The sequence below is a fragment of the Burkholderia sp. E168m23 genome (assembly GCF_016586125.1).
Classification (GTDB): domain Bacteria; phylum Pseudomonadota; class Gammaproteobacteria; order Burkholderiales; family Burkholderiaceae; genus Burkholderia; species Burkholderia orbicola.
The window spans coordinates 1-5922 of record NZ_BCPP01000411.1; the positions used below are offsets into that span (position 1 = coordinate 1).

Below are 5922 nucleotides of genomic sequence, written 5' to 3' on the forward strand. Positions count from 1 at the left end.
GCGTTTCGGCGCGCGGCGACTGTATTCGGTGCCGGTGGCGCTGGGTTGGCGCGCGCAGCCGTGCGACGAAACGGCGTTGAATCCGGCGCTGCTGTTTCTGTGACCTGCGCGCGCAATCGCGTTGTCGGCGAACAGCGCGGGCTGCCGGAACGCCGACCGTTCGCGTCCGCGCCGGATCAGAACCGCGTACTGAACCCCACCCGCGCGATCGACTGCAACGCGCCGCTCGATGCGCCGTTCGCGTCCATCACGCCGTTGATCTGCGCGTTGCCGCCGTGGCTCGCACGTTGATGCACACCGGCCACGTACACCATCGTGCGCTTCGACAGCCAGTACTGGATGGCGGCGAGAAACTGATGCGCGTGCGTGTCGTCGAGCGTGTCGTTGCCTTTCATGTACGTGTAGCTCGCGCCGATCACCCATACCGGCGACGGCCGCCAGGCGGCACCGGCTTCCGCCGACCACGCGCCCGCGCCGTTGCGCGCATTGTGCACGGTCGTGAAGAGCGCCTTGCCCGTGACCGTACCGACCGTGTAGTGCACGCCCGCGCCCCAGTTGCGTACGCTGGTGGGCGGCAGTCCGTCGGCCGCGCCGTATTTCTGGTTCGTATAGGCGGCGCCCGCGCCGAACGGGCCGTGGTCGTAGCTGGCGCCGACGCTGACCGTGTTGTTCGCGCCGATCGACCCCGCGACGTTGCCGAAACCGTATAGCGCGCCGAAGGTCAGGCCCGACAGCGACGGGCTCGTGTACTTGACCGAATTCGCGACGCGATTGCTGCCCGCGACGCGGTCCCAGTCGAACGCACCGGTCGGGTTGTTCGGCAGCGCGAGCCGATCGAACGGCCCGTTGCGAAAGCCGTACAGGCCGACGAGATCCTGCGCGATCTCGTTGCCGCTGGCGGCCAGCGCATCGACCATGAATTCGTACTGGTTGCCGAGCGTCAGCGTGCCGTACCGGTCGTTCTGCAACCCGACATAGGCGGTGCGCGCGAACAGCCCGCCGCCGATGATCGCGCCGTTGCCGAGCGAATACTGGTTGACGAGCCGGAAGATCGCACGCGTGCCCGCGCCGAGATCCTCCTTGCCCTCGAAGCCGAGCAGGTTCGGAAAGAAGATGTTGTCGTCGAATTTCGCGGCGCCGTGGCCGCCTTGATTGCTGACGTAGCTGATGCCGGTATCCATCAGCCCGAACATCGTCACGCTGCTCTGCGCGAACGCCGCGGCCGGAAACGTGCAGGCCGCGAGCGCCAGAAAGGTCTTTTTCGTCATCTCCAAAGTGCTCCTCACATGATCCGATCGAGCCGGATATTTTTAATTGGACTACTGATTGATATGAAGAAACATGAACCGGGCGAACCCGGTTCGGCGACGGTCAAAGGAAGCGGTGGTGCGCAACGGGTATCGGCAGGTCGCGTCGATCCGGCGACCTTCCGCGGCCCGCGCGCCGCGCGCTAGACCGTCGAATATCCGCCGTCCACCGGCACGACCGCGCCGGTGACGAACGACGCGCCGGGCGAGCACAGGAACAGGATCACTTCCGCGACTTCGTCGGCCGTGCCCCAGCGCCCGAGCGGCGTGCGCTCAAGAATGCGGCGCGATGCCAGTGGGGCGGCCATCAGAGCGCTGCTGAGCGGCGTGTCGATCCAGCCCGGCGCGACCGCGTTCACGCGGATGCCGTGATCGGCCCACGCTTGCGCGAGCGAACGCGTGAGCTGTGCGATACCGCCCTTGCTCGCGCTGTACGCGGGCCGGTCCTTGCTGCCGAAGTACGTGTACATCGACGCGATATTGACGATGCTGCCGCCGTTGGCCGCCAGCGCGGGCCGCGCGGCGTCGGATGCCCGCATCACCGACGTCAGGTTCACGTTCAGCACGTGCTCGAACTGGTCCATCCGGTATTCATCCGCGTGCCGGCTGATGCCCACGCCGTTGACGAGCACGTCGAGCCGCGGCAGCGCGGCGATCGTGCGCGTCAGCGCCGCGCCGTCGGCCACGTCGAGTTCCACGCATCGGACACCGGCATGCACGGGCGCATGCGGGCCGGTGGCGTCGAGCCCGAGCGCGACGACCGATGCGCCGGCCTGCGCGAACCGCAGCGCGGTGCGCGCGCCGATGCCCGATGTGCCGCCCGTCACCACGACGGACTGCCCGTCAAACGCCCACTGACGACTCATGCTCGATGCTCCCGGTGGTGGACGCGCGACGGGCCGGCCGTTGCGCGGGTGAAACGAGGATCTTGATCTGCGCGCGATCGGCGAGCAGCGCGTCGAAGCCGTCGGCGACGGCATCCTCGAGCGACACGGTGCGTGTGACGATCGACGTGAGGTCGAGCGCGCCCGACGCGACGATGCGCAGCAGGTCTTCGTACGCATGCCGGTAGCCGACGCTCGTGGTGACGGTCAACTCGTCGTTGACCGCGCGGAACGCGTCGAAACCCGCGTGCGGCATCAGGCCGACCATCACGACACGACCACCCTTGCGCAGTGCCCGCATCGCCGATTCGAACGTGGCCTGCAATCCGGCCGCCTCGAAACTCGTATCGACGCCGAGCCCGCCCGTGGCCGCGCGAATCGCGTCCTGCAGCGCGGCGGCATCGAGCGTGCGCGCATCGAACGCGTGCGTCGCACCGAAGCGTGTGGCGGCCGCGAGCCGTTCGGGCGACACGTCGACGGCGACGATCGTGGTCGCGCCCTGCAGCTTCGCGAGCATGATCAGCAGCAGGCCGATCGGCCCGAGCCCGAACACCGCGCAGGTCTCTCCGAGCCGCAGTTCGCCGCGCCGCAGCGCATGCAGTGCAACGGCGGCCGGCTCCATTACCGCGGCCTGTTCGAGGCTCACGCCGTCGGGCAGCCGATGCAGCATGTAGGCCGGCACGACCGCGAAGTCGGCCATCCCGCCGTCGCCCATCAGCCCGGCGAAGCCCATCGACACGCACAGGTTGTACGACCCCGAACGGCAGTACGCGCACTGGCTGCAGCGATACTCGGGTTCGACCGCGACGCGGTCGCCCGCGCGCAGCGTCGTCACGTCGGCGCCGACTTCGACGACGGTGCCGCAGAACTCGTGGCCGAGCGTCAGCGGCGCGGTGCGGCGCGACAGCGGATGCGGCGCATCGACCGGAATCGCGTGCGGGCCGTCCGCGTATTCATGCAGGTCACTGCCGCAGATCCCGCAATACGCGACCGCGATGCGCACGTCGCCGGGGCCGACGCGCGGCGTGTCGATTTCCACGAGACGGACGTCGCGCGGGCCATGCCATTGAAGTGCGCGCATGTCAGCGTCCTCCGAGATTGTGCGTATCGAGGCGGCCGGCCGCGGCGCCTGCGGGCGCGCGCTTGCGCAGCACGGCCGGCGCGGTTTCGACGAGGCCGAACGACAGCACGCATGCGAGGATCGCGCCGGTAGTCGAGGTCCACATCGCGAACTGCAGGCCGTACCTGTCCGCCGCGAAGCCGGCGACGGTCGGCGCGACGAAGCCGCCGATCAGCTCGCCGGCGCCCATGATCAGCCCGAGCGCGCTCGCGATCGCTCGCGGCGGCACCGTTTCGGCCGGGATCGTCGCCATGAACAGCGTGAAGCAGCCGAGGCCCGTATACGTGACGAACACGAGCGCGCCGAGCGCCCAGACCGAGCCGACGTGGATCAGCACGACCGGGCACATGGCCGCGATCAGCGCGAACCCGATCATCGTCGGCTTGCGACCGATCCGGTCGGAGATCGCCGGCACGGCGAAGCCCCAGAACACCCACGCGGCGCCGAGGCAGGTCATCACGACGCCCATGTCGGACGGCGCCAGGTGACGGCTTTCCACGAGGAACACCGGCGCGAACGAGATGATCACGACGAACCACGTGAGAAAGAAGCAGCTGATCAGCACGCAGAGCAGGATGTTGCGCTCCTTCAGCAATGCCCAGCGGCTGAACTCGGCGCCGCTTGCGGCCGGTACCGCGGCGGTATCGGCGTGCACGTGGCGCACGCCGCCGGGCGGCACTTCGCGCACCCAGCGCCAGATGCAGAACGCGATCAGGAAGCCCGGAATGCACGACACGTAGAACGCCTCGCGCCAGCCGTATGCGGTGGCGATGCCGATCACGACCGGCGGGCCGATCATCGCGCCGAGCAGGCCGGCGGCCGAGCCTTGCAGCAGGCCCATGTTCAGCCCGCGGCGGCTCGGCGTCGAACTCTCGACCATCAGCGATTGCGACAGCGGCAGCACGGGGCCTTCGGCGATGCCAATCAGCGCGCGAAACGCGATCAGGCTCGCGAAGCCGCCGACGAGCCCCGACAGCGCCGAGCACACGGAAAAGCCGAGCACGGCCGCGACCAGCAGCGGCTTGCGGGTGCCGCGCGCGTCGGACCATGCGCCGGTCGCGGCGCCTGACAGCGCCCACGTGAGCGCGAGCGCGGACGACACCATGCCGAGCTGCGTGTTCGCCAGGTGCAGCTCGGCCGACATGAACGGAAACAGGAACGACAGCGCGAGGCGGTCGAAGAACACGAAGCCGAACGTCATGAACAGGATCAGCAGCAGCCTGTTCTCGTACGTCCAGGCGCGCCTGGAGGAGGAGGGGGGCGTCATCGTGAGCCTCGCCGCGTCAGCGGAACAGCTTCTCGACCGCTTGCGCGCCGAGGCCGACCTTCTCGTAATGCGCCTTGCACATCGCGATGTACGAATGCACGTCGAAGTAGCCGTCGGGATTGCCTGCGTCGTCGAGCCAGATCAGCGGGCCCTTGACGATGAAGAACGCGCGCATCGGCTCGGGGTGATCGAACGCGACGAGCGTGTGGCCCTCGCCCGGCGTCTCGTACACGAAATCGCCGCGCGTCGCGGTCCATTCGTGTTCGAGGTAACCCCATTTCCCCGACAGCGTGTACGCGAACACCTCGTGCGGGTGATAGTGCCGGTTCACGAGCCCGGCTTCCTTCGCCATCAGGATGTCGCACCATTTGTTCTGCGACGGCGAGATCCACAGCGGCCGCGACGAAACCGTTTCGGTGAACGGAACGTAATAGCGCTCGTCGTCGGTGGCCGCGTTCGGGATGTAGGCTTCGGGCAGCGCATCGGGCTTGAACGGATTGGCAATCGCCGGAATGTTTTGCCAGAATTCGGATACGGCTTTGTCGACCACGGGGTGTCTCCTTCATGGGTTGTCGTGGGCTCGACTTTAGCCAGCCGGCGCGCGCCGCTCTTGACTGGGCGGGACGCATTGCTTGACCGCGCCGGACATTGCATCGCACCAGAATCCAGACGAACCATCCCCCCAATCCGTGCCGCTCCGCACGACAGGCGCCAGCAGGAGGCGACGTGACGAATTCGACCGTTTTTTCACGCACGCGAGGCTCGACGGCCGACGTGCCGGCGCGTGACCGGATGGCGTACTGGGATGCGTTCAACGCAGCGACGCTGGTCGGCCTGCGCTGCTCGTCGCTGTCGCCGGCCGGGCTGGAAGCCGAGAAGACCGATATCGCGCTGCCGGGCCTCGGCATCGCCGACATCAGCGGGCAGGATCACGTGATCGAGCGCAGCCCCGCGCTGGTGCGCCAGTTGCCGAAGGAGTCGCTGTTCGCGTGCCAGATCCTGAGCGGGCGCGCGTATTTCATCCAGCACGACCGGTGCCTGCTCGCGGAGGCCGGCGATCTCGTCGTCTACGACACCCGCGTGCCGTATCTGTTCGGATTCCTCACGCCGATGCGGCAGTTGCTGATCGATATCCCGATCACGACGTTCGACGACCGCCTCGATGCGGAACTGGCCGCGCTGCCGCTGCGGATCGCGCCGAAGCCGGGCGCGGGCGCGATGCTCGGCGCAACGTTGCGCGCGAGCGTCGAGCGGTTCATGAAGGCGCCGGTGGAGCGCGACGCCGCGCGGTTCGCCGAGCACACGCGCACGCTGATCGCGGAACTCATCGACGCGGAAGTGAAC

The 5922-nt window shown here is 68.2% G+C and carries 5 protein-coding genes and 1 pseudogene; 1 reads left to right on the plus strand and 5 read right to left on the minus strand.

The annotated features are described in order from the left end of the window. Positions 1 to 176 precede the first annotated feature (176 nt). The 5 genes from JMF90_RS20545 to JMF90_RS20565 form a co-directional block, all read right to left on the minus strand. A complete protein-coding gene (locus JMF90_RS20545) occupies positions 177 to 1268 on the minus strand; it encodes a porin (protein WP_011548727.1) in 1092 nt (363 codons plus the stop codon). A 182-nt stretch (positions 1269 to 1450) separates the two neighbouring features. After that, complete coding sequence (locus tag JMF90_RS20550) at positions 1451 to 2173, minus strand: SDR family NAD(P)-dependent oxidoreductase (protein ID WP_011548726.1); 723 nt, start codon at positions 2171 to 2173, stop codon at positions 1451 to 1453. After that, positions 2151 to 3272: a 2,3-butanediol dehydrogenase gene (locus tag JMF90_RS20555; RefSeq protein WP_011548725.1), complete on the minus strand. Its 1122-nt coding sequence runs from the start codon at positions 3270 to 3272 to the stop codon at positions 2151 to 2153. Before JMF90_RS20555 ends, JMF90_RS20550 begins: the two co-directional genes overlap by 23 nt. Before the next feature lies 1 nt (position 3273). Beyond that, positions 3274 to 4578: an MFS transporter gene (locus JMF90_RS20560; protein ID WP_011694926.1), complete on the minus strand. Its 1305-nt coding sequence runs from the start codon at positions 4576 to 4578 to the stop codon at positions 3274 to 3276. Positions 4579 to 4594: 16 nt separating this feature from the next. Next, on the minus strand, positions 4595 to 5128 hold the full coding sequence (locus JMF90_RS20565; RefSeq protein ID WP_006480150.1) for a 2,4'-dihydroxyacetophenone dioxygenase family protein: 534 nt from the start codon (positions 5126 to 5128) through the stop codon (positions 4595 to 4597). 176 nt (positions 5129 to 5304) lie between these two features. Here JMF90_RS20565 and JMF90_RS20570 point away from each other — a divergent pair. Then, positions 5305 to 5922: pseudogene (locus tag JMF90_RS20570) on the plus strand (AraC family transcriptional regulator); the annotation flags it as partial.